The sequence below is a fragment of the Arenibaculum pallidiluteum genome, from assembly GCF_017355985.1.
In the GTDB taxonomy this organism is placed as follows: domain Bacteria; phylum Pseudomonadota; class Alphaproteobacteria; order Azospirillales; family Azospirillaceae; genus Arenibaculum; species Arenibaculum pallidiluteum.
In genome coordinates this window covers 59,084-83,196 of sequence record NZ_JAFIQU010000004.1, presented here as the reverse complement: position 1 = coordinate 83,196, position 24,113 = coordinate 59,084, and the positions used below count along the sequence as shown (strand labels likewise).

Annotated in this window: 21 protein-coding genes; 7 read left to right on the top strand and 14 right to left on the bottom strand. The window is 68.6% G+C overall.

Annotated features, from left to right (window positions below):
- Positions 1 to 61 precede the first annotated feature (61 nt).
- A complete protein-coding gene (locus JUB13_RS10355; protein WP_207478734.1) occupies positions 62 to 568 on the bottom strand; it encodes a DUF3280 domain-containing protein in 507 nt (168 codons plus the stop codon).
- A 128-nt stretch (positions 569 to 696) separates the two neighbouring features.
- Between JUB13_RS10355 and JUB13_RS10350 the strand changes: the two genes are divergently transcribed.
- On the top strand, positions 697 to 1,305 hold the full coding sequence (locus tag JUB13_RS10350; RefSeq protein ID WP_207478733.1) for a hypothetical protein: 609 nt from the start codon (positions 697 to 699) through the stop codon (positions 1,303 to 1,305).
- Positions 1,306 to 1,308: 3 nt separating this feature from the next.
- On the opposite strand, the gene JUB13_RS10345 is transcribed toward JUB13_RS10350, so the two are convergent.
- From JUB13_RS10345 to JUB13_RS10335, 3 genes are all read right to left on the bottom strand, one after another.
- Complete coding sequence (locus JUB13_RS10345; RefSeq protein WP_207478732.1) at positions 1,309 to 2,637, bottom strand: quinoprotein dehydrogenase-associated putative ABC transporter substrate-binding protein; 1,329 nt, start codon at positions 2,635 to 2,637, stop codon at positions 1,309 to 1,311.
- 14 nt (positions 2,638 to 2,651) lie between these two features.
- Positions 2,652 to 3,122 carry a c-type cytochrome, methanol metabolism-related gene (locus tag JUB13_RS10340; RefSeq protein WP_236024891.1) on the bottom strand — a complete coding sequence of 157 codons (471 nt, stop codon included), beginning with the start codon at positions 3,120 to 3,122 and terminating at the stop codon, positions 2,652 to 2,654.
- A 125-nt stretch (positions 3,123 to 3,247) separates the two neighbouring features.
- Positions 3,248 to 5,131 (bottom strand): methanol/ethanol family PQQ-dependent dehydrogenase, encoded by a 1,884-nt coding sequence (locus JUB13_RS10335; RefSeq protein ID WP_236024870.1) that lies wholly within the window; start codon positions 5,129 to 5,131, stop codon positions 3,248 to 3,250.
- Positions 5,132 to 5,797: 666 nt separating this feature from the next.
- Here JUB13_RS10335 and JUB13_RS10330 point away from each other — a divergent pair.
- Complete coding sequence (locus JUB13_RS10330; protein WP_207478731.1) at positions 5,798 to 6,130, top strand: hypothetical protein; 333 nt, start codon at positions 5,798 to 5,800, stop codon at positions 6,128 to 6,130.
- Positions 6,131 to 6,193: 63 nt separating this feature from the next.
- Here the strand turns inward: JUB13_RS10330 and JUB13_RS10325 are convergent, their stop codons facing one another.
- Together JUB13_RS10325 and nosP are read right to left on the bottom strand one after the other, a co-directional pair.
- Complete coding sequence (locus tag JUB13_RS10325) at positions 6,194 to 8,464, bottom strand: hybrid sensor histidine kinase/response regulator (RefSeq protein ID WP_207478730.1); 2,271 nt, start codon at positions 8,462 to 8,464, stop codon at positions 6,194 to 6,196.
- On the bottom strand, positions 8,461 to 9,657 hold the full coding sequence (gene nosP / locus JUB13_RS10320; protein ID WP_236024869.1) for a nitric oxide-sensing protein NosP: 1,197 nt from the start codon (positions 9,655 to 9,657) through the stop codon (positions 8,461 to 8,463). The genes JUB13_RS10325 and nosP overlap by 4 nt, the downstream gene beginning before the upstream one ends.
- Before the next feature lie 278 nt (positions 9,658 to 9,935).
- Here nosP and JUB13_RS10315 point away from each other — a divergent pair, with 278 nt between their 5' ends.
- The 3 genes from JUB13_RS10315 to JUB13_RS10305 all read left to right on the top strand — a co-directional run bounded on the left by JUB13_RS10315 (position 9,936) and on the right by JUB13_RS10305 (position 12,325).
- Positions 9,936 to 10,670: an ABC transporter ATP-binding protein gene (locus tag JUB13_RS10315; RefSeq protein WP_207478729.1), complete on the top strand. Its 735-nt coding sequence runs from the start codon at positions 9,936 to 9,938 to the stop codon at positions 10,668 to 10,670.
- The gene (locus JUB13_RS10310; protein WP_207478728.1) at positions 10,667 to 11,479 is read left to right on the top strand and encodes an ABC transporter permease; all 813 of its coding nucleotides are present in this window, start codon (positions 10,667 to 10,669) and stop codon (positions 11,477 to 11,479) included. Before JUB13_RS10315 ends, JUB13_RS10310 begins: the two co-directional genes overlap by 4 nt.
- A gap of 189 nt (positions 11,480 to 11,668) precedes the next feature.
- Positions 11,669 to 12,325, top strand: a complete 657-nt coding sequence (locus tag JUB13_RS10305; RefSeq protein ID WP_207478727.1) for a response regulator — start codon at positions 11,669 to 11,671, stop codon at positions 12,323 to 12,325.
- 150 nt (positions 12,326 to 12,475) lie between these two features.
- On the opposite strand, the gene pqqA is transcribed toward JUB13_RS10305, so the two are convergent.
- From pqqA to JUB13_RS10280, 5 genes are all read right to left on the bottom strand, one after another.
- Positions 12,476 to 12,556: a pyrroloquinoline quinone precursor peptide PqqA gene (gene pqqA / locus JUB13_RS32190; RefSeq protein WP_207479020.1), complete on the bottom strand. Its 81-nt coding sequence runs from the start codon at positions 12,554 to 12,556 to the stop codon at positions 12,476 to 12,478.
- 172 nt (positions 12,557 to 12,728) lie between these two features.
- Complete coding sequence (locus tag JUB13_RS10295; RefSeq protein WP_207478726.1) at positions 12,729 to 13,592, bottom strand: RibD family protein; 864 nt, start codon at positions 13,590 to 13,592, stop codon at positions 12,729 to 12,731.
- Positions 13,593 to 13,732: 140 nt separating this feature from the next.
- Positions 13,733 to 14,707 (bottom strand): CDF family Co(II)/Ni(II) efflux transporter DmeF, encoded by a 975-nt coding sequence (gene dmeF / locus JUB13_RS10290; RefSeq protein ID WP_207478725.1) that lies wholly within the window; start codon positions 14,705 to 14,707, stop codon positions 13,733 to 13,735.
- Positions 14,708 to 14,770: 63 nt separating this feature from the next.
- The gene (gene mntP, locus JUB13_RS10285; RefSeq protein WP_207478724.1) at positions 14,771 to 15,334 is read right to left on the bottom strand and encodes a manganese efflux pump MntP; all 564 of its coding nucleotides are present in this window, start codon (positions 15,332 to 15,334) and stop codon (positions 14,771 to 14,773) included.
- Positions 15,335 to 16,115: 781 nt separating this feature from the next.
- On the bottom strand, positions 16,116 to 17,066 hold the full coding sequence (locus JUB13_RS10280; protein ID WP_207478723.1) for a LysR family transcriptional regulator: 951 nt from the start codon (positions 17,064 to 17,066) through the stop codon (positions 16,116 to 16,118).
- Positions 17,067 to 17,414: 348 nt separating this feature from the next.
- Here JUB13_RS10280 and JUB13_RS10275 point away from each other — a divergent pair, with 348 nt between their 5' ends.
- Positions 17,415 to 17,912, top strand: a complete 498-nt coding sequence (locus tag JUB13_RS10275) for a lipocalin-like domain-containing protein (protein WP_207478722.1) — start codon at positions 17,415 to 17,417, stop codon at positions 17,910 to 17,912.
- Positions 17,894 to 18,424 carry a lipocalin-like domain-containing protein gene (locus tag JUB13_RS10270; protein ID WP_236024868.1) on the top strand — a complete coding sequence of 177 codons (531 nt, stop codon included), beginning with the start codon at positions 17,894 to 17,896 and terminating at the stop codon, positions 18,422 to 18,424. Before JUB13_RS10275 ends, JUB13_RS10270 begins: the two co-directional genes overlap by 19 nt.
- Before the next feature lie 163 nt (positions 18,425 to 18,587).
- Here the strand turns inward: JUB13_RS10270 and JUB13_RS10265 are convergent, their stop codons facing one another.
- The 3 genes from JUB13_RS10265 to JUB13_RS10255 are packed head-to-tail and all read right to left on the bottom strand — an operon-like array spanning position 18,588 to position 24,105.
- Positions 18,588 to 19,370: a substrate-binding periplasmic protein gene (locus tag JUB13_RS10265; protein ID WP_207478721.1), complete on the bottom strand. Its 783-nt coding sequence runs from the start codon at positions 19,368 to 19,370 to the stop codon at positions 18,588 to 18,590.
- 47 nt (positions 19,371 to 19,417) lie between these two features.
- Positions 19,418 to 23,398, bottom strand: a complete 3,981-nt coding sequence (locus JUB13_RS10260; protein WP_207478720.1) for a type VI secretion system protein — start codon at positions 23,396 to 23,398, stop codon at positions 19,418 to 19,420.
- A complete protein-coding gene (locus JUB13_RS10255; protein WP_207478719.1) occupies positions 23,386 to 24,105 on the bottom strand; it encodes a DotU family type IV/VI secretion system protein in 720 nt (239 codons plus the stop codon). The genes JUB13_RS10260 and JUB13_RS10255 overlap by 13 nt, the downstream gene beginning before the upstream one ends.
- Between the last annotated feature and the right edge of the window lie 8 nt (positions 24,106 to 24,113).

The window sequence follows — 24,113 nt, the reverse complement described above, 5'->3', positions numbered from 1 at the left end:
CCTCGTTACCGTCCGGCGCGCGGCACGATGCGGCCGCCGTCACGACGTCCTTTCAACCCGGTCAGCCTTCGCCGGGGTACCGGGCCGGCAGCAGCCTGTGGCGCACCAGCCATTCGGTGCCGCGGACCCACGAGCGGTCGTTGTCGCCGCGGATGTCCGCGGACGCAACCAGCGCCGTGCGTCCCGATGCGGCGTCCACAACGGTCATGGTGATCGAGAGGATCAGCGAGCTGACCTTGTGGACCATGCTGGTCAGCGCAAGGTCGGCGCCAATACGCCGGGCAATGTCGACCTCGCATCCGTTGCAGGTCCGGATCCGCGGCGGCAGTTCGCCGGCAGGTGGGGCCGGCGGCCCCACGAGATCGAACCGTCCGCTTGCCGCCAGGCCGTCGCGGAGCGCCCGGGTGGCTGCCGACAGACGGGCCGCATGCCCCGGCGCCTCGCCCTCGCCGCTGGTATCCAGGATCTCCATTTCGAAGACCAGCAACTTGGGTCGCGCTGTCGCCGGCGTCGCGCCGATGCTCCATGCCAGGGCGAAGATTGCGAGGCTGCAAAGCCGGTGCGCCATTGGTGATCCTTCTTGGACGAAGGCATGAATGCCGCGGGCGTGTGGCCGTCGTATCCTCGGCGGTCGTATCACGCGCGCCCTGTCCGCGGCCCGGGAGAGGCACGGGCGCGCCGAGCCGGAGAGGGGTCATGAAGCCAGGATCGATCTGCATCGCCGCTGCGCTCGCAGCCGGATTCATGACGGCGGCAGCCGCCGGCGCCCAGCCGGCGAAGGATCCCGACTGGCCATGCATCCAGGTTCTCGTGCCGGCATTGTCGCCGGGCCAGCTCTGGGCCGGCCCGCCCATCGACGAGGCCGACGCGACCTGGGCGCAGGACCCGCGCATTGCCTCGCTGCGCGAGCGGGCGACAGGGCGCGCCGTGAAGCCTGACGCGATCGAGAACGATGTGCAGGCCCTTGCAAAAGAGGCCGGACCGGACAAGGACAAGGCGCTGACGGCTCTCTTTGCGGGCGTCTTCGAGACCATGGACAGTCGGCGCGCGAAGGAGATCGCCGCGATCAAGCGGTACGCGCGCCAGCAGCGCGAAATCCAGGCCGAGATCGCCGCCACCCTGCACGAGCTGGACGGGGCGCCGAAGGACAGTCCCGAGGCGGCGCGCATCACCGACCGGCTGACCCTGCTGCGCCGCGTGCTGGACGAGCGCCGCAGGTCGCTGACCGCCGTCTGCGACCTTCCCGTCGAGACGGAGCGGCGGCTGGGCGAGATGGCGCGGGTCATCGCCGCCTACCTGGAGTGAGGCTCAGCTCGGGAAGTCTTCGTGTGGCGCGACCGGCTCGAGCGTGAGGCCGGCCTCGCGCCAGCCGTCCGTCCCCTCGGGATACCAGTGGACGGCGCGATATCCCCATTCGACGGCACGCTTGGCGGCATTCCAGGACATCCAGCAGTCGCGCTGGCAGAAGAGAACCACAGGTCGGTCGGGGTTTCCGCCCGTCAGCCGGTCCAGGCCGCGGCGCAGCAGCGCCTCCTGTTCGGGCGACGGGGCACCGTAGCCGACATTGGGCAGCCAGATCGCGCCCGGCAGACTGAGATGCGTCGGCGGCAGCCACAGGCTGCCCGGGGCGAGCCCTGAAGGCCTGGGCGGGGAGGGCAGGACGTCGATCAGCACGGCCCTGCCCGACTCCGAAAGGGCGCGCACCTCCTGCGTGGACGCGACCTGGGCGCCGCGCAGGCTTGCTGGAACGGCGGCCCGGTAGGCATCCATGCGGTAGCCATCGGGCTCCGCGACCGCGGGCGGCTCCAGCGCCGCCTTCCGCTCGGGCGACGGACGCATCGTGCCGTCTGCGTTCACGACGGGGATGTTGTATTCGGCCAGGAGCCGGTCGATGTCGCCCTGGCGACGGACGATGAAATCGTTCAGCCAGTGCTTCCAGGCGGTCTCGCCGGCCCGGATGCCCATGGAGATGTAGTACTGCAGCCGCGCGCCCGGCAGCTCGGGCAGCGGCGTCAACGCCAGCGGCACGTCCTGGCGCGCGGCGTAGTAGCCGGCGATCGGGCCCCAGATCGCGGCGGCCTCGGTCTCGCCCGAGGCGACGTCCTCGATGGCCTGGCGTGCCGGCTGCTCGGCGCGCGTGTCGACGTGCAGCTGGTAGGGCGCGATGTTCAGGATGCCCCGGCGCGGCAGCAGGTTGGCCGGCGGCGTGGCCGCAACGACGCCGATGCGCGCCCCCTTGTACGCGGGATCGTCCAGCCCCTTGCCCGCAAGTGCCGAGTCCTTCCGGGTCACCAGCACATAGGTCGAACGGTAGTAAGGGTTCGTGTTCTGCATCAGGTCTTCGCCGGCGGCGGCCCCGACGACGAGATCGCACTGGCGCGCCCGCAACGTGTTGCGCACGAAGCCGATCGTCTGCGGCCACCAGAAATAGGTCACCGGCAGCTTCAGGTCGTCCCCGATCATCTGCGCGATCTTGTTCTCGAACCCCTCGAGCTTGTCGTTGGAATAGGGCAGGAGGTTCGCGTCTGCACAGACACGGAGCGAGCCGCTGGGCATCCATTCGTCCGCCCGGGAATCGGAGGCCGCCAGCACGGACAGCGCCGCGGTGGCGAGGATGGTTGCCAGGGCCCGCACCATGTCATTTCCCTCCGTCAGGAACCGATACGCTGCGGACGGCCACGCTCGAGGGCGCCATCCGAGCGCGCCTTGAGATAGCGGTAGATGTCGTCCAGGTGGCTCATGACGTTGGCATCGGTGCCGAAGCTCGGCATCACCCGGTCTCCGCTGGCACCTTCGGACTTGCGTCCGGCCGCGACGGTCTCCGCGAACTTGTAGTAGTCGAGGCGCTTGAGCGAATCCGTCAGGTTCGGCGCGAAGGTGGAGCCGAGCCCGTCCGGTCCGTGGCATACGTGGCAGGAGTTGTGATAGCGCCGGTAGCCGTTGTACGTGCCCCTGTCGACCTTTCCGCCCTCGACTTTGTAGGTCGGGAGCCCCTCCTTGTCGACGAGCGCCTCCTCTTCGGCCGGCTGGTTCTGTGCATGCGCGGGACGCGAGGCCACCTGCCATGCCATGGCCGCGATGAAGGCTGCGAGCAGCGCCGCTCCCGTCCAGTTCCTCACCATCGTTCTCACGATCTCTCCTTCGATCTGTTCTCTTTGGACGGCGCGGCGTGCCGTCGGCTCCCGTGAACTTGAAGCGAAAAATTGGCCGGCGCCCCCAGGGGAGCGCCGGCCTTCGTTTTCGAAGATTACCGGGCGGGCAGCTCGAAGACGGTCAGGACGCCGCCGAGCTGGGTGTACTCACCGAGCGACTTGTGTGCGCCCACCGCGCCGAGGCCGGCGGTCGAAACCGCGTCGCCGGATCCGGAACGGCCCGGGTGCACGGCCTCATGCCATCCGGCGGCGCCGCTCTCCTGCGTCAGGCCGGCAGCGAGACCGATGCCCGCCCATCCGCCGACGCCCGAGAGCACCGCCACGTACTGCTTGCCGTTCTGCATGTAGGTGTTGACGTTGCCGATGATGCCGGAAGGCGTCTTGAAGCTGAACAGCTCCTTGCCGTCCTTCACGTCGACCGCCTTCAGGTAGCCTTCGAGCGTGCCGTAGAAGACGATGTCGCCGGCCGTGGCCAGAGCACCGCTCCACACCGCGAAGCGCTCGGGCTTGGACCAGACGATCTTGCCTTGGGCCGCGTCGAAGGCGATGAAGTTGCCCATCCCGCCGTGGGAGTTCGGCGTCGGGTACATGGCGACCGTGGAGCCCACATAGGCCTGGCCGGCGGAATACGAGACCTGGAAGGGCTCGTAGTCCATGCAGATGTGGTTGGTCGGGACGTAGAACATGCCGGTCTTCGGGCTGAAGGCGGCCGGCTGCTGGTCCTTGCTTCCGAGCGCGGCCGGGCAGATGCCGGTCGTGTTCGTGTCCTCGCCCTGGGCGAAGGTGCTGTAGCGGTCGACGACCTTGGGCCGCCCCGTCTTCATGTCGACCTCGGACGCCCAGTTGACCTTCGGGTCGAACTTCTGAGCGACCAGCAACTCGCCGGACTCGCGGTCGAGGGTATAGGCGAAGCCGTTGCGGTCGAAGTTGACGAGAACCTTGCGGTTCTGGCCGTTGACAGGAATGTCGGCCAGGATGTTCTCGTTGACGCCGTCGAAGTCCCACTCGTCGAAGGGGGTCTTCTGATAGACCCACTTCGCCTCGCCCGTGTCCGGGTTGCGCGCGAAGATGGTCATCGACCACTTGTTGTCGCTCTTGGCGCGGTCGCCGTCGACGGCGCGCTGGACCGGGTTCCAGGTTCCGGGGTTGCCGGTGCCGTAGTAGATCAGGTTCAGCTGCGGATCATAGGTGTACCAGCCCCAGGTGGTGCCGCCGCCGATCTTCCACTCCTCGCCCGGCCAGGTCTTGACGCCCAGGTCCGCCTCGCCGATGGGCTTGCCCATCATCAGCGTCTTCTGGGGATCGATCTTGACGTCCTTGTCGGGGCCCGTGGAGTAGGCGCGCCAGACCTGCTTGCCGGTGTTGATGTCGTAGGCCGTCAGGTGGCCGCGCACGCCGAACTCGCCGCCCGAGATGCCGACGAAGACCTTGTCCTTGACGATCAGCGGCGCCGCGGTGAGCGTCTCGCCCTTGGTATGATCGCCGTTCTTGGCCTTCCAGAGCTCCTTGCCGTTGTTCGCGTCAAGGGCGACCAGCGTGTTGTCGGCCTGAGCCAGGAAGACCTTGCCATCTGCGACGGCGATGCCGCGATTGACGGTATCGCAGCACATCACGGGGATCACGGCGGCATCTTGGCGCGGCTCGTATTTCCACTTGACCCGGCCCGGCTCCTTCAGGTCGAGCGCGTAAACGATGTTCGGCACCGGCGTATGGATGTACATGGTGTCGCCGATGACGATCGGGCCACCCTCGTGGCCGCGCAGCACGCCGGTCGAGAACGTCCAGGCGACCCGAAGATCCTTGACGTTGTTCTTGTTGATTTGGTCATGCGGGCTGTAGCGCTGCCCTTCGTAGTTGCCAAGCTGCGTCGCCCAGTTGTTGGTGTCCTTTATGTTCTTCATGACGCTGTCGTTGGCGTATGCAGTGCCGACCAGGGCAACTGCGGCGCCCCCCATCAGAGCGCTCACCAAATACTTCATAGCGTCTTCCTCCCATCGATTAAAAACGGGGTACCACCTCGTGGGCCGCTCCGCCTTTTCGGCAAGACGTCCAGCAAGGCACGCTGCTTCCTGTACTGAAAACGCTATCCAACACATGCGGTATTGGCAAGACGGGCTCCCGCGCGGATTCTACGATTTCGTTCAAAGGTACAATGCCGCGTTTGTCTGTATTGCGCTGCCGCATGGCGCATCCAAGCAAAGAAGCCGTTTTCGGATAAAATGCAGTGCGGTGCAGCACGATTTTACGGCGTTTTTACCACCGTCCGCCAACGCAGGATGCCATGTATTCGGAAAATGAAAGCTCGGGAGAGCCACGAACCGGCCGGTCGTAATCGCAGTTTCAATCGGATGATCCGATGAGGATCCATACAGAGCGCTAAGTCATCGCGCACGCTGCGTGTGTGCTTTACATTGCTGGCAGTTGGTGCATCTGGACTGGCCGACGATGGCCGGCCACCCCGGTCCTCCGGGGGGACTGCCGATAGTTGGGGTGGCTGATTACGCAGGCGAGCGGCGCTGGGACGGTTTGGCGGTCGGGCTGTTCATCCCCCGAGGGCCCCGGGCGAACGAGCGGCCAGGACTACCAGCCATCCGCTCCCGGCCGCGGCACGGGGTTGCAACCGGGATGGCGGAAATGGAGACGGGATGATGAAGACAGCTTTTGTAGCGGTCCTGTTCGGCTCCCTCGCGCTTGCTGTGCCGGCCTTTGCTCAGACGGCCGGCTCCCAGGGGCAGGGGGGTGCATCCGGCAGCACGACCGGCAACCTGCCCCAGGGCTCTCTGGCGAAAGAGCGCCAGGGCGCCATCGGCGACACCCCGGCCGGCGTGCGACAGGGTAACCAGGACGACGACCAGGCGGCGGCCGACAGCGCGGCCACCGGCAAGCTTCCGCAGAACAGCCTCCCGGCACAGCGCGAAGGGGCGATCGGCGACCAGCCGGCGCCGGTCCAGCAGGGCGGCGGGCAGTCTTCGAAGTAGCCCCAGGCGAACAGCCTCGGGGCGACGGGGGCGGGCAGGGCCGGACACTGGCCGCCGCCCCCGTCATCGCGCAGCGGAAAGCTTTGTCACCACCGTTCTCAGCTGCGCCGGCCGGATCGGTTTGCTGAGGACCGGAAGCCCCAGTTCCTCGGCCTCGTCGCGCAGCTCGGCGGTGCGGTCCGCCGTCACCAGAACCGCCGGCACCGCCCGGCCGAGGCGTGCCCTCAGGCTCTGGATCGCCTGGATCCCCGTCTCGCTGCCCTCCAAGTGATAATCCGCGATCACCAGATCCGGGCCGAGCGGGCTGCCGCAGGCCTCGAGCGCGGTCAGCGCCCCCATGGTCCCGGTCGCCGTCACGATCTCGCAATGCCAGCGCCCCAGCAGCGCGCGCATCCCGTCGAGGATCTGTTCGTCGTTGTCGATCACGAGCATTACCCGCCCGGCGAGGGAGAGATCCGGCCTCGGCGCCGCGGAGGCCTGCTCCGGAGCTGCCGCCGCGCGGTTTCCGCGCGGTACGGCGACGGAAAAGACGGACCCCTGGCCAATGCTGGAGCGGAGCTGCACGGGGTGCCCGAGCATCCGCGAGATACGCCGTACGATCGCCAGGCCAAGCCCCATGCCCCGGTCCGCGCCGCCGGGGTGGTTGTCCAGGCGGCGGAACTCCTCGAACACCTCGTCCCGCTTCTCGTCGGGGATTCCGGGGCCGGTGTCCCAGACCTCGAAGCTGAGCGTGTCACCCCGGCGCCGGCAGCCCAGCAGCACGCGGCCGCGGCGGGTATAGCGCAGGGCGTTGGACAGGAAGTTCTGGAGGACCCGGCGCAGGAGCTGCGGGTCCGAGCGCACCACCTCGGAGCAGGACTGAACCTTCAGGACGAGGCCGCGCTCGGCGGCTACGGGCGCGAATTCGCGCTTGAGATCCCGGAGCAGCGTGCCGACCCGGAAATCGGAGATCGCGGGCTCGATGACGCCGCTGTCGAGCTTGGAGATGTCGAGCAGCGCGTCGAGCAGGCCCTCGACCGAGCGCAGGGACGCGTCGACATTCTCGAGCAGCCTGCCAGCCTCGGCCGCGAGCGGTGCCTCCTGAAGCGCGGCCACGAAGAGGCGCGCGGCATTCAGCGGCTGCAGCAGGTCGTGGCTCGCTGCGGCCACGAAGCGGGTCTTGCTGAGATTGGCTTGGTCAGCCTCTACCTTCGCGTGACGCAGCCGGGCGTTCATCTCAACGAGCTCGGTCGTCCGCTCGGCCACGCGCTGCTCGAGGCGTTCGTTGATCTCCTGCAGCGCGGCCGCCGCCCGGCGCCGCTCGGTCACGTCGGAGAAGGTCAGGACGAAGCCGCCGCCCGGCATCGGGGCGCGGCGCGCCTCGAGTGTGGTGCCGTTCTCCAGGGTCCGCTCAAGGGCGGAGGGCATGCCTGAGCGCTGCTGGACGAGCTGCACGACCAGGTCGCCGTTGCGGCCCACCGCCGCCTCGTGGGCGACGAGGTCCGCGAAGCGCAAGCCGCGGTAGACGAGATCCGGCGGCAGGTCGAGCAGCTCGATGAAGCGATCGTTCCAGGCCACGAGCTCCAGCCTGCGGTCGTACACGCAGATGCCCTGCGCGATGCTGTCGAGCGTCGCCTGGAGAAGGGCCGACTTCTCGGCGAGTTCGCGTTCGCGCCGGCGCGTCTCGGTCTGCTTCACGGCCGTGATGTCCGTGTAGACGCCCACGGTTCCCCCGTCGCGCGTGCGATGCTCGCTGATCTGGATCCAGCGCCCATCGCTGAGGGCATGGACCGAAGGGGTGCCGGGCTGCGCGTGCTGGGCCAGGCGTTCGCGCAGCCATTCCTCGGGGCGCCGATAGGCGTCCAGCACCGTGCCTGAGGTGACCGCCAGCCGGGCAATCTGGGCATAGGGCACGCCGGGGCGGATCTGCTCGGCGGATTCGTGCCATAGCTGAAGATAGCGGCTGTTGCAGAGCACGAGCCGGTCCTCGGCGTCGAACAGCGCGAAACCCTCGGTCACCGCTTCGATCGCCTCGGCAAGCCGCGTCTGCGCGGTCAGCGCGGCCTCGGTCGCGAGTGAAAGGTCTCGGTTGGTCTGTTCCAGGCGCCGCAGTGTCTCCTCGAGCTCGCTGGTGCGCTCACGGACCTTCTCCTCCAGCACGATGGCGGTCTGGAACAGCGAGTAGGCGTTCCCCTGGAAGTCCATCGACCGCTCGACCCGGTCCATCAGGACTCGGTTCACGCGGGTCAGCTTGGCGTTCGCCTCAAGAAGCGCCGCCTTTTCGGCCTCCAGGGCGCGGCAGCGCTCCTCGGCGTCCAGGCTGCCGGGACGCATCACGCGGATGCGGTTCGTCATGCAGCACCTATGGCGACGCCGGTGATGGTCTGGCTCAGATGCATGCCGTTGTACTGCTCGCCATAGGTGCTGAAGCCCATCACCGCGTTTCGCGCAAGCACCCTCGAGACCACGCGCGTGAGCTGCTTCTGCTCGATTTCGATCCGCCGCAGGATGCAGTCGAAAGCCAGGATCGCGTCCGCGCTGCCGATCTCGGCGTGAAGCGAGGCCAGCAGGCTCTCCAGGTTCTCCACCAGGTCGCCGCCCTGCGCCACCGTCAGCACGACGCCGGTGTCGATGGCGCAGTAGAAGGTCAGGCTCCCGTCCGTATTCACCTTCTGGATCGCGCGCACGAAGTACTTGCCGCCGACCCTCACCACCACCGGGTGGTTCGCGAAGGCCGAGGGCGTCAGCTCGGTCCCCGCGAGTCCGACCAGGCGGGCGTACTCCTCCGCGGCCGGTTCGGCGTTGATCTCGCGCACGATGCGCCGGATCGGGTCGGCGTCGGTGACGACCATCTTCTGGGCCGTCGGCACGAAGTGCTGGGCCTGGAAGACGCGGAACGGGCGAGGGGTCGTCAGCAGGAGCGCCAGGGCGGCGTCGGAATGGAGCTGGCCGTCGCGCAGCACGAAGCTCCGTCGGAAGTCGAGCCCGTCGCCGGCCGATCCGCCCACCAGCGGGATGTCCCCGAGCTCGGCGTGCATGGCGCTGACGAACATCTCCTCCTTGGTGCTTGTCCCATCGACCAGCAGCACGGCGAAGCTCCGCGGATCTCCCGCCGAGCGCATCGTCGGCCCGTGCCAGGCCGAGCCGAGCAGCTCGTGCACGATGGCGCGGCCGTTGGAGACCTCGAAGCCCGACAGGTTCTCGACAAGGGCGACGCGCGCGGCGAACCCGTCTTTGGGAAAGCCGAGCCCGGAGATCCCGCCGTTCAGATAACCCTTGGAGCCGATCTCTCCGGCGGTCGTGCAGCCGATCACCGGGACGTCGCCGAAGGCCTCGACCAGCGCGGCGGCCAAGGCGGGGAGGTCGTAGTCCGGCGAGAAGAAGACCAGCGCGATCTCGACCCCGGCCCCGCCGATCAGCGCGGCCATCGCCGCAGCCGCGCGCCTGGGGTCGTTTTCGACGGTCGAGCCGCGTCGGATGCGGGCGCCGGACGGCCTCTGCGCCGGCTGCACGTCGGGATCGCTGATGGTGCCGCCCTGCGCCGTCATTCGTCCTACCCTCGAACCTCTCCGCCACGCGGTCTTCTGAACTATTCGTGATCACGATGAAAGTAGGAACCGCCATAAAGTACGATATCGGCGAGCATGTCCGGACCCTAGGATTTCGCGAGGAGTGACGAAGCTGCGCGCGATTCCATGGAAGCGGACCGTTCCGGCCGCGGGACGACACGCGCGTGCCGGCGTCTGCGCCTTCCGCGCCCTCGTCGCGTCTAGCGCCGTTTGATAGCGTGCGGCAAAAGGGCAGGGGAACTCGGGCGGATGGGGCGATGTCGGAACCGGTGATCGAGATCCACGGGCTGCGCTATGCCTACGGAAAGCGCGCCGTGCTGCACGGCGTGGACCTGACGGTCGCCCGCGGCGAGTTCGCGGTCCTGCTCGGGCCCAACGGGGCAGGGAAGACCACGCTGATGGCCCTGATGACCGGCCTTTTCAATGCGCGCGACGGCCGGATCATGCTCGAGGGCTCCGATATCCGGCGCGACCCGACGCGGGTTCTCGGGCGCCTCGGTGTCGTCTTCCAGCAGCCGACGCTGGATCTCGACCTGACGGTTCGGCAGAATCTCCGCTACTTCGCGGCCCTTCAGGGCCTGACGCCGCGCCGTGCCGAGGAGCGTGCCGCCGAGGAGCTGGAGCGGCACGGGCTCGCCGAGCGCCTGGGCGACCGCGTGCGCGACCTCAGCGGCGGGCAGCGGCGGCGCGTCGAGCTCGCCCGCGCCCTGCTGCACGAGCCCACGATGCTGATCCTCGACGAGCCGACCGTGGGCCTCGACCTTCGGTCGCGCCGCGCCATCGTGGAGCATTGCCACGACCTTGCGCGCGACCGCGGCCTGACGGTGCTCTGGGCGACCCACCTGATCGACGAGGTCTGGCCGACCGACACGGTCGCGGTGCTGCACCAGGGACGGATCGTCGCCCGCGGCGGGGTCGATGCGATCAAGGACTCCATGGGCTCGTCCTCGCTGGTGGAGGCGTTCGAGCACCTGACGAGGACCGCGGCATGACGGAACGCAGGAGCTGGTGGCTGCCTCTCAGGGGTATCGTGGCCAGGGAGGTGCTGCGCCTGGTGCATCAGCGCGAGCGGCTCGTCGCGGCGCTTGTACGGCCACTGATCTGGCTGCTGGTCTTCGCTGCGGGCTTCCGCGCAGTGCTCGGGATCTCGATCATCCCGCCCTACGAGACCTACATCACCTACGAGGTCTACGTCCTGCCCGGCCTCGTGGGCATGGTGCAGCTCTTCAACGGGATGCAGAGCTCGCTGTCCATGATCTACGACCGCGAGATGGGCAGCATGCGCGTGCTGCTGGTCAGTCCGTACCCGCGGTGGTTCCTGCTGAGCGCCAAGCTGCTGGCCGGCACGGTCCTTTCGATCCTGCAGGTCTACGCTTTCCTTCTGGTGGCCGCGGCCTTCGACGTGGTCGTCCCCCCCTCTGGCTATGCCTTCGTCCTTCCCGCGCTGCTGGCGACGGGGATGATGCTGGGCGCGCTGGGCATGCTGCTGTCCTCGCTGATCCGGCAGCTCGAGAACTTCGCGGGGATCATGAACTTCGTGATCTTCCCGATGTTCTTCCTGTCCTCCGCCCTCTACCCGCTGTGGCGGATGCGGGAATCGAGCGAGCTGCTCTACGCGATCTGCTCCCTCAATCCGTTCACATACGCGGTCGAGCTGATCCGCTTCGCGTTTTATGGCCGGCCCGAGCCGCTGGCCACCGCCGTGGTGCTCGGCTGCCTGTTCGTCCTGCTGCTGCTGTCGTTCCGCGCCTACGATCCGGCGCGCGGCTTCCTGCCCATGCGGCGCGGGGCCCCGGAGTAGCCTCGATCCCGAGCGACATCATCCTTTCGAAAGGGTATCGGCTGGAGGTCATAAGCTTGCCGCGCCGGGCAGTGATTGTTGTCGCGGCGGATGTTCCGCCCTATCATCCGTAGCAAGGCGGCGGGACCACCCCGGATGACTTCCGGTCCCGGGCGATGCCAACGAAGCCCGCCGCGGGAGGATGACGGAATGAAGTTCCTGGTCGCCGACGATCACCCGATGTTCAGGGAGGCGCTGAAGACCGCTCTGTTCGGGGCCTACGGTGAGGGCGAGGTCTTCGAGGCGTCCTGCCTGCTGGAGGCGCTGCGCCATGCCCGGCGCCATGATTCGTTCGAACTCGTGCTGCTCGACCTCGACATGCCGGGGATGAATGGCTTCGCGGGGCTCGTCGAGCTCCAGAACGCCAGCCGTATCTCGCCCATCGTGGTGGTGTCGGCATACCAGGCCTGCACCCATGCCCGCGATGCGTCGATCTACGGAGCCATCGGCTACGTCCCTAAGTCGCTGGGGCGTGCCCAGATGATCGAGGCGTTCCAGACGATCCGCGACGGCGAGCCGTATTTTCCGACGCTGGCCGGAAAGACGCCGCGGGATGTGCCGGTCCGCAGCGAGCGCGACGAGGTCATCGAGCGTCTTCGCACGCTCACGCCCCAGCAGCGCAAGGTGCTGGAGCTGCTGGTGGCGGGCCGCTACAACAAGCAGATCTGCGAGGATCTCGGCATCACCGAGACGACGGTGAAAGCCCATGTCTCGGCGGTGCTGCACAAGCTCAACGTCACCAGCCGAACACAGGCGGTGATCCTCGCCAACAAGATCCATTTCGGTGCGATGAGCAGCGTCGGGTGACGCGACACGCGCTTCTGCCTTCCATCCCCGGAAGCGGGGACGGGCAGGGGCGCGCACTTCACCTTGCGCCGGTGCGTCCGGCGCCTTCATCAGGAACGGCATCGACCCGCCGGCCGGGCTCCTCCTGCCCGCTGCCGACGGGTGACGTCCTCAGACCTTCGCGCTGGCGTAGCAGTTGATCTCCATGCCGCACGCGATCTCGACGACCTTCGGGGACTTCCAAACCTTCATGGGGCTCCTCCTTCTGCAAGGTCCGGCGCCGGCAGGGCGCCGGCGTCGGCTTCAGACTTGGGAACGCTATCGGCTTCCTGCAAAGGGGTGACTTGCCAATTAGTACCGAATCGTCAGCGGCGCGGACGATCAGGCCGCCTGGCCGGGCGCGGGCACTCCGATTCAGGCGACTTCAGGCGACCGGGTCGCCATGCCCGTGTGGGGCCGGATCGAGCGGCTCAAAGCGTGCGAACCACTGCCCGGTTCCCTCGGGCGCCGAGGAATCGTAGCGCAGGGCCGATAGCCTCATCCGCCCGGTGGCGCCCAGGGTCGGGCCGGTGATCATCGTGTGGAAGCCTTCGCCCCCGATCAGGCGGTGCGCGATCGTAAGATAGAGCCGGGAGAGCGCGCCCGCACGCAGCATGGTCTCCAGCATAAGCGGGCCGGCCATAAGGTAGGATCGCACCAGGCCGCGATCGGCCAGCGCTTGGACCAGTGCGGCGCCCTCTACCAGCGTCTCGCCCGCGACGAAGACGTCAAACCCCTGCGCGCGCAGCTGCGCGACCCGGGCCCCGGGCGCCTGCGCGACGGTTGCGATCATCACGCGCTGCCCATGGGCGGAAAGGGAGGCGGGCAGGGGGAAGTCGAGGCTGGCGCTCGCCACCACCACGGCCGGCTGGGGCGCAAGTCCGCTGGCCAGGCGCCATTCGGCGAGATCGCGCGTCGCCTCGCTGATGCCGACCTGCAGTATGTCGTCCAGGTGCCCCGCAGCGACGGCGCGCAGATAGCCGCCATGGGTGATCAGGCAGTCGGCCTGGGCCTGCAGCTCCAGGAAGAGGCGGAAGTCGTTCCCGCTGTTCAGCCCGGGCGGAAGAATACTGGCCTTCCGGTCGGGATCGTCGATGGCGATGCGGCCATCGAGGCTCGTGACGAAGTTCGCATAGACGAAGGGCTCCGTCGTCGTGCCCAGCGCATGGATGCCTTCGGCGAGATAGGTTCCCCGCAGCGGAGCCTCCTGTGGCGGCCCGGGAAACAGCTTGAGAATACGCGTTGCCATGGAGCGATCCTAGTGCAGCTTGCGCCGGGCAACGAACGGCAAATCGCTTCCGGGTTCGCGGGCCCGGATGATGAGCTGCAGGTCGGCGGCGGGGCCGGGCAGGGGGCCGGGCAGGGGGCCGGGCAGGGGGCCGCGTCGGTTCAGCCGCAGCGATGGACCTCGACGCTGAGGTGCCGGACGGCGAGATGCGGGGGAACCAGACCGTGGTAGTGTCCCGGCGGCCTTGGATCATGCGTGACGATGCTGACGATCGCCGCGTGGATTCCGGGACCGATGGACCAAACATGCAGGTCGGCGACGCGGTCGCCGTCGCGTTCGACGGATCGGCGCAGCGCCTCGCTGACGTCCGGAGGGGCCTGCCAGTCCAGCAGCACGCGGCCGCTGTCCCGGAGCAGGCCGCGCGACCAGTTGGCGACCAGGACCGCGCCGACGACACCCATGAGCGGATCCAGCCAGTCGGCGTCCATGTACTTGCCCCCGAGCAGCGCCGCGATTGCTAGGACCGAGGTGACCGCGTCGGCGACGACGTGCAGATAGGCCGAGCGCAGGTTGTGATCGTCATGCTCGGCCGCTCCATGGGAATGACGATGTGCGTGTCCGTCGTCGTGATGGTGAGCGTGATCACGATCATGATCGTGGGCATCGTGATGATGGCCGTGACCGTGTCCCAGGATCAGCGCGCTCGCGACATTCACGGCAAGCCCGAGCACCGCGACCATGATTGCCTGGTCAAAGGCGATGTCGGAGGGCGCATAGATCCGCGCGGCACTCTCCCACAGCATGCCGAGCGCTATGATGCCGAGCAGCAGGGCGCTCGCGAACCCCGCCAGCGTGCCGACCTTGCCGGTGCCGAAGCTGAAGCGGGCGTCCCGCGCATGCCGTCGCGCGTAGACATAGGCGAAGACCGAAATCCCCAGTGCGAGCGCATGGGAGGCCATGTGAACGCCGTCGGCGAGCAGGGCCATGGATCCGAAGGCGAACCCGCCCGCGATCTCGGCCAGCATCGTTGCGAGCGTCAGAACGACGACTGCCAGCGTGCGCCTTTCCCCGGCGGACTGACGCTCCTGCCCGAAGCTGTGCTCGTGCTGCCAGGGCTGCAGCGAATGTGTGTGCATGACGTAGCCTCATTCTGAAGCAACCGACGCCGGTAGCGTGGGCTCGCGCGCAGTGTCGCGGCGTCAAGCCGCGAGATGCTGGACCAGGATCTGGGTGCCCATGCCGATCAGGACCAGCCCTCCGGCGATCTCGGCGCGGCGCCCCATCAGAGGGCCGACGAACCGCCCGATCAGCACGCCACAGGTCGCCATCAAAAGTGTCGCGATCCCGATCGCCGCCGCGGTGTGGATGATGTCGACGCCGAGCAGGCCGAGCCCGGCGCCGGCCGCCAGCGCGTCCAGGCTGGTTCCAATGGCGGTGGCGATCAGCAGGCCGAGGGGATGGCGGCTGCGCGTCGGCGCCTCGTCGGACGTTCGCCGCGTGCCCGCGTGGATCATGCGGCCGCCCAGCGCCAGGAGCAGTACGAAGGCCAGCCAGTGATCCCAGTCCGCGACGTGCTCGCTCGCGGCAGCGCCGAGCGCCCAACCGAGAACCGGCGTCGCGGTCTCGATGGCGCCGAAAACCATTCCGGTCCTCAGGGCCTCGGTGAGGCGAGGGCGGTGTAGGGCGGCGCCCTTGCCGACGGAGGCCGCGAAGGCGTCCATCGACATGCCGAATGCGAGGACGGCGGTCGCGGCCATGTTCATGGCTGAATTTCCCAAAGAGCTCGGCGGCTTGTAGCCCTCGCACTTAGAAAAGTCAAATTCCGTAGCGATCTCAAAGGGTTGTGAGCCATTCCTTCATTGTTTAGCCCAGGCTGGGTTTGAAAGCCAGGGATTGCCGGGGTCACCTTTGGGAGCCCGCGTTGCGATAAGGAAGCGGCCAGGCACGAAGGAAGCGGTCAAGCACGGGCTCCGCCCAAGAACCTTGTTGTGAGGCTCGCTGGGCGACGAGGTCGAACCGGGATTGCGGCGCCGGCATCTGCGCGAAATTCGGGGCGGGATGTGCGCCACAACGGAGACGGTCAGGTGTGCGCGATGGGGGGCCGGACAGAACCCGGAAACGCAGGTCCGGCAACAAGGGAGCGCGCCCGCAAGTCCGGAAGGGCGCCTAACGGAGATCGCATAAGATATATTATGGAAAATAAATGGTGCGGGTGAGGGCTGGGCTTTTCCGATCGCTCAGGCCGGCTGCTGGCGGCTCTTATCCCAAGCCCGCCGCTACGGCATCCACGCCTGGATGCCGCTCCCTCCGGTCCAGGAGCCCGGCCCGAAGATCCCCGGTTGGAGGATCCTGCGCGTTCCCGGCGGTGACAGGCCGCCCATCCTGCACCTGGGCCGGATGAACGCAGGGGCATCTTAACGGCGGCGGCGTACGGGAGCCAGCGCCGGCTCCCTTCGTGCGACGCGACAGCGGGCATCGCCGCAACTCGGTGTTTATGGCCCAAAGCCAAGAACTTGCCGGATTATCCTGAAACGCCGCGTCCGGTTAGGTGGACCGCATGCTGGGCATACGGGGACTAGTCTGCCCTGCTCCGCCCGCGATCGATCCCGACCGTGAGCGCACGTGCTCGATAAACGCGGCGAACGTGCGGGTTCGATGTCGGCTTCGGGGATAGTAGAGGCAGTGCCCTTCAAAGGACGGAGAGAACTCCGCGAGCAGCTGAACGAGCTCACCGGATTCAAGGAACGGCCTGACATGGTGGGATGGCGCGAAGCCGATCCCAAGGCCGCGCAGCGCCGCCAGCACGATTAGACCGAGATTGTTGCAGGTCAGCGGTCCCTGCGGGTCAATCGCGACCGCGCGTCCGTCGCATTCGAACTGCCAGCGGTATATGGCGCCCGTCGCCAAGCGTTGACGTATGCACCTGTGGGTCAGCAGGTCACTCGGCACGGCGGGATGGGTTCGTCCGTCGAGATAGCCCGGCGAGGCGAAGGCCACCATCGAGACCGGTGGGCCGATGGGAACCGCGACCATGTCGGGCGGCACCTGGTCGCGAAACCGGACGCCGGCGTCACATCCGCTCCCGACGATATCCACGAGCGCATGATCCACGCAGATCTCGAACTCCACCTCCGGATGGCTGGCCTGGAATTCTCCGATGACGTCGCCGATCAGGAGCCGGCCGCCATACTCCATCGTACTGATGCAGATCCTTCCCACGAGCCTGTCGCCGTCTTCGGCAAGCTCGGAGATCGCCTCGGCGATGCTCGTGACGGCGGGCCTGAGCCGCTCCGCCAACCGCAGCCCGGCTTCCGTCAGCGCCACGCTCCGCGTCGTCCGGTTGATCAGCGGCGCGCCCAGCCGCGCCTCGAGCCCCCTGATTGTGTGGCTCAGGGCGGAGGGCGACAGCCCCAGCGCAACGGCTGCCCGACGAAAGCTCAGGTGCTCCGCGACGTGGAGGAACGCTGTCAGCTCGGCAAGCGTGGGCTGCTTCATAGATGCAGGATCCTCATGCGAGGGGCGGCGTTGCGGCCGATCATGCGAATGTGACCAACAATCTGCACGTCGATCCGGCGCCGGCTCGGGGACGAGGCCGGCCTCGGTCGCCCGCCGACGCAAACTGGTTCCGGGACGGAACTCCGGCTGGAGACCCGAGCATCAGGATTCCTGCGCCCGAACCCGTCGCATTGATGAAAAGTGCTCAACTGGGTGTTGGAGCCATCGCCGATTGTTCATGAATGTCGCATGGGCCAGATCGGTCATGGGCCGGCATGAAGGCGGAGAGGTTCTTCGGCGCTCAATGCTGCCCACCCTTCGATGACGTGACGAAATGAGGAGCAGATGATGTCCGCCCGTCCTTTTGTCCTGGCCGTCCTGATCGGCGCATCGGCGGCGAGCGCTCATGCGCAGGTGCCGCCCCGCAACCAGGTTGTGGGGACCTGGCGCTTGGTCTCCGCGCAGATCGACCCTGAAGGACGGAACCAGCCGGCTTACGGCGAGCGGGCCGACGGCCTGCTGACCTTCACGCCGGACATGCGCTTCGTCGAGGTGCTGGTGGACGGCTCGCTTCCGAGATTTGCCTCGGATGTGCGCGGGGAAGGCACCGACACGGAGAACCGCGCCGCCATGTCCCGCAGCCTCGGCCTGTTCGGCACCTACACCATCGATGAGAACGGCGAGTTCAGCGGCAATCGCATCGAGGGTTCCACCTTCCCGAACTGGGTCGGCAGCGTCCGCACGCGCAACGAACTGACCTTTACCGTCTGGGGCGACCGGATGACGGAGAGCTTTCGGCGCCCCGAAGGAACCAGGATCCTCGTCGAATGGCAGCGCGTGAGGTGAAGAGCATGTCGATCCGCCCTATCCTTCCCATCCTCCTGGCCGTTCTGATCGGAGCGGCCGGCACCGCCTCCCATGCTCAGTCGCCGGCGCGCAATCAGGTCCTGGGCACTTGGCGGCTGATCTCGGCGCAGATCGATCCCGAGGGACGGAACCTGCCGGCCTATGGTGAGCGGCCGAACGGCCTGCTGACCTTCACGCCGGACATGCACTTCGTCATCGTGCTGACGGATGCCAGCACGCCGAAATTTGCGTCCAACGTGCGGGGCGAAGGCACCGATGCCGAGAACAGGGCTGCCATGGCGCGCAGCATCGGCTTCTTCGGCACCTACACCGTCGATGAGAACGGCGAGTTCAGCGGCAATCGCGTCGAGGGTTCCACCTTCCCGAACTGGATCGGCAGCGTCCGCACGCGCAACGAACTGACCTTTACCGTCAGGGGCGACCGGATGACGGAGAGCTTTCGGCGCCCCGAAGGAACCAGGATCGTCGTCGAATGGCAGCGCGTGAACTAGCGCGGTGACGCGCGGGCGGGACCGTCGCCTCCATTGCCGCGTGCGCGGCCGTCGCGGCCCGCCCCTGCCCACCGTTGGGCGCCGAGCGGTCCAGGCCCCTGCCCTGCCCTGCTCCGCCCGGTTGGTTCGCGGGGCCGGGTATCCGACCTGCGATCCGGCGGGATCACTCGTCCTGCGGGATCCAGGTCTTGATGATCCGGGCGAGCGTGCCGTCGGCCTTGATCTCCTCGAAAGCGGCCTGCAGCATCTCGGCCTTCTCCTTGCGCTCCTTCGGGACCGCGATGTAGCGGGGCGTCACGTTCAGGGGCTTGGGGAGAATTCGCACCGCATCGGCATGCCCGTCGGATTCCGCCTGGAACTTCAGCACCTCGCGGTCGCCGACGATCGCGTCGACGCGGCCGAGCATCAGGCGGCGGAAGTTGATTACGTTGCCGCTGGAGACCAGGCGCGTGAAGACGTCGGACCTGTCGAATTCCGGCGAATAGTCGAAGCCGCTGACGACGCCGATCTTGAGCCCGCGCAGATCCTCGATGCTCTCGAAGACGATGGGCGAATCCTTGCGCGTCATGATGACGGTCGTGCTGTCCCGGTAGGGGCCGATCATCGTGTGGATCCTGGCGCGCTTGCCCGAGCCCAGGAACTGGAAGGCGATGTCGGTCTGGTTCGTGTCGAGGTCCTTGACGACGTCCGACCAGGCCCCGGGCCGGTGGACCGGTGTCTTGCCGAGACGCGCCAGCATCGCCTCGACGATCTCGGTATCCATTCCCGTGCGCTTCCCTTTGAGGGTGAAGTTGTAGGGCGGGAAGTAGGATTCCGACGAGACGGTCCAGAATTCCGCCATGGCCGGGCCGGACGCGAAGCAGGCGAGGACCGCCAGCAGGAGCGCCAGGAGGCTGCGGTTCCGGGATGAGCGGGCTTCCCGTCTGCGGGAGGTCCCTTCAATCATTGTCGTGTCCATTCTCTGAAGGAGGCCATGAATGCGTTGCGGCAGGCTTATCCGGGGAAGCGGTCCGGGAAGACCGGGAGCCGTGTCGCTGCGGGCTCGCGCCCCGGGAGGTCGGCCAGCAGGCGGATCCCAAGGAAGACGATCGTATCCGGTGCCGGCGCACCCGAGAGCATGCGGGTCGGGATCGCGATGCGGACCAGGTCGCCGCCGCCGTCTCTGCTGCCGGCCCCTGCCGGCCGCTGCCGCATCAGGCGCAGCAGCGCCCATGGCCCCCGCTCGGAGATGACCGCGGTGTCGTCCGAGACGGAGGTCGAGCCCGCATCGCCATATCGGCCCGGCCGGTAGCGCGATCCCGCGGCCCAGCGGAAGGAGAGCTGGATCCGCTCGCCGGGCGTCCAGTCGAGAACCCCGTCGGTCCCAGAGCCGGTCGTCGCCTGCCCTGCCCGGATCGACCAGTCTATGATCTGGCTGGCGCCGGTGGCGCCGGGGTGCCCTGCCTCGAGGGCGAACCTGGCGCGCAGCGGCCGCGGCGCGCGTCCGCCCGAACCCAGGATGCCGTCCAGGAGCGGACGCGTCGCCTCGATCCGCTCGAAGAACAGGCGGAGCTCGACGGCCCTCTGCGGCCCGCTTGCGGCGATCTCCTCGCGGAGCTGCGGCTTCAGCGAGTCGTACAGGCGATAGAAGCGCCGAACCTCGTCGGGATCCGCCTCGGACGCCGGAGCCGGACCTGCGGAGGCGACGAAGGGGAACCTGCCCGACAGCGGCCGGAACGCGGTCGCGATCCTTGGCAGCGCAGCCTCGACCGCCTGCGGCGGCTGTGCGGATCTGGGCGGGGTCGTGCAGCGGTCTAGAAGGCTGGCCAGCGCCTGGCCATGCGTGCGCGCGAAGACGTCAGTGCCCCCGGGGCTCCGAAGCTGCGCAAGGCGCTCGCCGCAATTGTCCGCGGTCAGGCCGTCGGCCGTGGAGACAAGGCGTTCCAGCGCGGCGAGGCTGCCGCCGGAGGCGTCGAGTGCCGCCAGGGTGGCGCGCCATCGCTGCGCGGCCTCGGGTTCGCCGTCGCCCTTGCCGAGGAATTCGAGCGCCGGTCCGACGAGCGGCCGGATCTGCCGGCCGAGGCGGTCGCGGATCTGGGCAAGATGGGCTGGCAGGTTTCCGGCGGCGCCGACCTCGAAGGCCTTCGCCATCGCCCCCGCCTCGCCGTTCCATGCCTTGGCGCCGGCCAGGGCCGGGGCGTAGGCGGCGTCCAGGCCTGTCGATGCATCCGCCTTGGCGAGCAGCTTGGCGGCCAGGGTCCGAAGCTTCCGGTCGATCGCGACCGGAGCGTCGGTGCCGGCAAGAGACCGGACCTCGGCGGAAAGCGCATGTGAGCGCGCCATGATGCCTGCCAGCACGGAGGGATCCTCCCCGGCCGGCTGCTGGTCCCCCAGGAATGCCTCGATGCGGGCGAGCACGTTCTCGGCCATGCGCCGCCCCGCCGTCTCGCGCAGGCTTCTGCCGAGCGGCTCGGGAAGCCGGATGGCGGCCATGAACTCGCGGTGCTCGGCCCTGATCCGCTCGGCCGCCTCGATGCCGGCAGCGCCACGGGACGCGCCGGCCTCGGCCATGAAGGACTGGCGCGGCAGCGCGTCCATCACGCGCCCGAACGAGACCAGCTCCTCGGAGAGGCGGTACGCCCCCGCTGCCGTCCTGGTGAAGAGCGGCCCGGCAAAAGGCGCCTCCGACCCAAGCAGGTCGGACCGCAAGACGCGCCCTGCCCCGCCGAGCAGCTCGCGGACCTCGGCCACAGTGCCGGGCCCCGGCAGGTCCGCATTCGCGGCCCGGTCCAGGATCGCCGCGACCGGCGGCGGGAGGTCCGGTCCTGCCGCGAGGGCCATGGCGCCGGCGGGGTGCTGCACGGAGGCCTCGAGCTCCCGGACCGCGTGAGCGACGGCCTCCATCGCCTCGAGCGAAACCGGTCCGCGGCTCGCCTCCTCGCCGAGACGGCGCAGAGCGCCAACGGCCTCGTCCCGTCGCGCGCGCAGGCCGTTCCGGACGAACAGGTCCTCGGCCAGGATCCCGGCAAGGCGCCGGGTCTCCGCGCGCACCTTCCCGGGGAGATCGTCCGCGACGTCGTTGGCCGGCAGTTCGGCCCCGCGGAGGAGGTCGGCGATAAAGCCTTCATCGGCGGCGGGAAGCGCCGCCGGGTCGACGCCAGCCAGGATCGCGAGATCGGAGAAGCTCCCCGTCCGGCGCAGCCGCTCGAGGTGCGCAGAGACGTTCCGCAGCGAGGCGCTCCGCTCCAGATGCTCTGCCAGGAGACGGTAGGACGGCAGCTGATCCAGGTCGCGGAGGACGGAAGCGTCCGCGGCCCCGCCGCCGGACACGCCGGCATCCGACCCTTGCCGGATGTGCCTTCGCGCGGGATCGAGAACGAGGCGCTCCACTGCGATGCCCGCGATCCCGCGCCTGTCCTCGTCCAGCGTCGACAGAAGCGATGTCGGGAGCCATGGCGTCGCGAGGCGGGCGCTGCTGATCGCGGCCACGGCGGGAAGGATGCTCTGTGCGGCCTCCGGGTCGGGGTGCTGGAGATTGCGCCGGATCTCCGCGACCGCACCGCCGAAGCCCGCGGCTCTCTCGGTCAGGCGTCCTGTCTGGAGCCACGCGATGCCGGCCAGCACCGAAGCCGTGACGGCAAGGGATGCTTGCGCCGCCCGCACGCGGCGCCGCGCGGCGGAACGGGCGCTCCGCGTCGGCTGGCCGAGGCCCGTCTCGACCAGGAGCTTGCACGGCAGAAGATCCCGGGAGAAGACCGGGCGCGCCCCGTCGGGCTCCGGCAACTCGCCGGTCATGTAGACCCCGTGCAGCGCGATGGGCTCCTCGGCCGGATCGGTGCGCAGGAGATCCTGCAGGAAGCCGCCCAGCCGCGGCGTCAGCGACCGGATGCTCGCCGGAAGCCGGAGAAGAGATTCGTGCCCGCGGTCCCAGGCATCGCTGGCGAGGAGCTCGGTTTCCAGCGCCTCGATATCCGTGGCGATTGAGTTCAGCACGGTGCCGGCGGGATCGGGCCCGATGGGCTGGTCGGCCGACCAGCCAAGGAGCGTCTCCGCCAGCTCGTTCGGCAGGGCGCGGGCGAATTCCGGGAGCCCCGCCAGTGTCTCGCACCCCGTCAGCACGATCGACACCGGGCAGGTGGTGCCGAGGTGCCGGCGGAGATCGCGGATCCTCGCGTTCAGGACGGCCCCGGGCTGGCGCTGGGAGGCCGCGGCCGCCGCGGCCGGAAGCAGGTCCCCGACACCCACGAAAAGGAGAATCCCGTCCAGCGGCCGCCCGAACCGGTGGTCGGCGAGGGCATCGATAAGGTCGCGCCAGTCCGCGCCGGTCTCGCCACCGAATCCTGCGACGCGCGCGGAGACATCGAAGACCACCCCACCCTCGCAGAACCACCAGGTGCAAGGGGCCTCGGGGGGGCCGGGCCAGGCTATATTGGCGGGATTCCGGGTGAACACGGCGTTCGTCCCGGCATCGCCGGACGCCCCAAGGGACAGGAACCAGGGGACCTGGGCGGCGTGAATCTGCTGGGGCACCTGCCCCTTCAGGACGGACCAGCCGTCCCAGTAGATCTCGACCGGCGACGCTGCACCGGACGCTCCGGCCGCATGCCGCTCGGGCCCCGTGGCGGGCACGGCCGTCCTGACATTGAGCGGGAGCTGAGTTGCGGCGGCCCGGGGCTTCGGCCCGGCCGGGACAGGCTCCGATGGGGCGAGGACGGGCTCGCGACGCTCCGGATCGGGTGTCCGGCTTCGCGGGCGGGGCCAGCCGGGAAGCTTCCAGGAGCGGCGGGCGGGCTTGCGCGCCGGTGCTGCAGGCCGACGCGGCGGCGCCCGACGTTGACCGCCCATAGCCGCCCCGATCCCGCGCTTCATGCGGCGCAGCCCGGCATAGGCGAGATACGCCGCCCCGGCCGGAAGCGCAAAGGGGAGAAGCATCACGGTCGCCGAAAGGGCGGCGGACAGCAGGCCGCCGACAAGCGTCAGGATCAGCGCGACCATGTCAGCCCCTGGTTTTCCGCGATGGCGCGGGCGGCTGCGAGATCGCGGGCGATCCCGGCCGTCGCGCCGGTCCAGACGAGATGCGAGGCGACCAGGAAGGCGAGGAAGGTCGCAGCCACGGCACCCCACCAGCCCCGGGAGGACGGAAGACGGGCCGGCATGGCGGGTGCGGCAGCTCCATCCTGCTGCGCGTAGGCCTGCGCGCTGATGCGGGTGGCCGGCACCTTCTCGCCGCTCAGGAGATGATGAAGCTGCAGCCGGCGTCCCGACGCGGCTTCCTGCCCGGCCGCCGCCTGCGCGGCGGGAAATCCGAGGGTGAGCACGGCGAGGTAGACCGATGCGAGGTCCGGCTCCGAGCTCCCCCGGCGGAGGAGATCGTTGATGTGGCGGAACAGGAGCTCGACCGTGGCGTTCGGCCCGAACAGCAGAGCCTTCAGGTCGGATGGTGCGCCCGCGGCCGCGAATGTCTCGTCCGCATAGGCGGCAATCGCGAAGACCGCCCTCGCCCGCTCGACATTCTGCGGGGCCTGCTCCACCGCTTCGCGCAGGAGCGCCCCGACGCGCTCGATGTCGGGGGAGCCGGGTATGCCGGCGGCGCGGCCGTCGACTATTATCCCGTGAACCGCACGGAACAGGTCCATCAGCCTCGTGCCGTCCGCCGATGCCGGGCCGGCCGGCGCCGTTTCAGCCAGTGTTTCCGCCGTCATGACCGAAC